This window comes from Actinomycetota bacterium (assembly GCA_005774595.1).
In the GTDB taxonomy this organism is placed as follows: domain Bacteria; phylum Actinomycetota; class Coriobacteriia; order Anaerosomatales; family D1FN1-002; genus D1FN1-002.
Window position 1 is genome coordinate 1 of record VAUM01000402.1, and the last position, 1,528, is coordinate 1,528.

1 protein-coding gene is annotated in these 1,528 nt (G+C 62.8%); it reads left to right on the plus strand.

Going from position 1 to position 1,528, the window contains the following annotated elements; all coding sequences use genetic code 11:
• Positions 1–1,528: CxxxxCH/CxxCH domain-containing protein (locus FDZ70_10500; protein TLM66440.1), on the plus strand; the 1,528-nt coding region annotated here is incomplete at both ends.

Sequence of the window (1,528 nt, forward strand, 5' to 3'; positions counted from 1 at the left end):
CCGACCTCAGCGGCAAGTCCCTCGGCTACTCCTGCACCGCCTGCCACTCCGCCAGCGTGCCGCACGGCTTTGCGGTCCAGAACTCTACCAATTTCCTTCGCTTCAACATGCCGGTGAACCAGACGATAGTGTCGTCTCTTCGCCAGGAAGCCCCCTTCAGCAACGCCTTCTCGATATGCGGAAACTGCCACCAGGCAAAGGACGACGTGCCCGCGCACGGCTACAGCGCCACGCAGTTCGGCCAGGCCGGCTGCAACGACTGCCACGAGCCCCACGGCGTCAACGTCTCCTACGCCGGCGTTTCCAACAAGATAATGCTCCGCCGCTTCATCCCCAAGAGCAACACCGCCGGAGCAAACCGCTACGGCATCAACGCCACCTCCGGCACCTGGGAGCTGATAGCCGCCAGCACCACCACCTCCTACTACTATGACGCCTCCGGCACCGGCGCTTGCGACAACGCCGAGTGCCACCAGGGCGTGGTTGTAAACAACGTATCAATCTACCCGCTCACCGGCTATGTCAACTCGACCCAGCATTCCGGGCAGGCGCAGGCAACCGGTTCGGACTGCCTCAGCTGCCATACCCACACCGATTCAACTGGCTCGATGGGCGCTCAGGACTCCTGCACCACCTGCCACGGCCAGCCGCCCACTTCGCTCGCCACCGCCGCCTCCGGCTACACTCAGGACGAGGCGAAGACCCCGCACAGGCGTCACGCTTCCTCCACCACCGCCGGCGGCCTCGGCATGAACTGCGAAGAGTGCCACTACGATTACGTAGTAGCCAATACCACCACCCACAACTCGACCCTCGCCGGCTTCACCCCTCAATCGGTAAGGTTCCAGAACTACACATCCGCCACCTATAATAAAACCACCAACACCTGCCAGAGCCTCTACTGCCACTCCAACGGCAAGGGAACCTTCACCAATCCGACCTGGGGCACCACCCCGGACTGGAGCACCAACGACCTAACCTGCCGCAGCTGCCACGCTGGCATTGACGCGGGCACCAACATAACCACCTACGCGCACGATTCGCACATCAACTCCGGCATAACCTGCGAATACTGCCATTACACCACGGTCACCGCAGTTACCAACGACGCGGGGACCACAATAAATTCGACCAACCACATCAACGGCTCCATCAACGTTGCCGCCTCCGGCGCGGGCAAGAAATTCAACGGCGTCAACGTAGCCTTCAACTACACCGTCGGCTCCTACACCTGCGGAAGCCTTAGCTGCCACGGCACCTCCGGCATCAGCTGGACCACCGCAAGCACCTCCGTAACCTGCGAAAGCTGCCACGGCACCACCGGCGCCGACGTAAACAACTGGAACGGCACCGACGGCGTAATCTCCCTGCTCAACAGCGCCAACTACTCGGCGTTCGGCCACGGCGCGGCCGCCAACGGGGCGAGAACCTGCAACGACCCGACCACCGGCTGCCACGACAAGACCGTGGGCCACGACTTCACCATGGCGGGGGCCAACCCCTTCCGCCTGCGCGACCTAAACGGCAC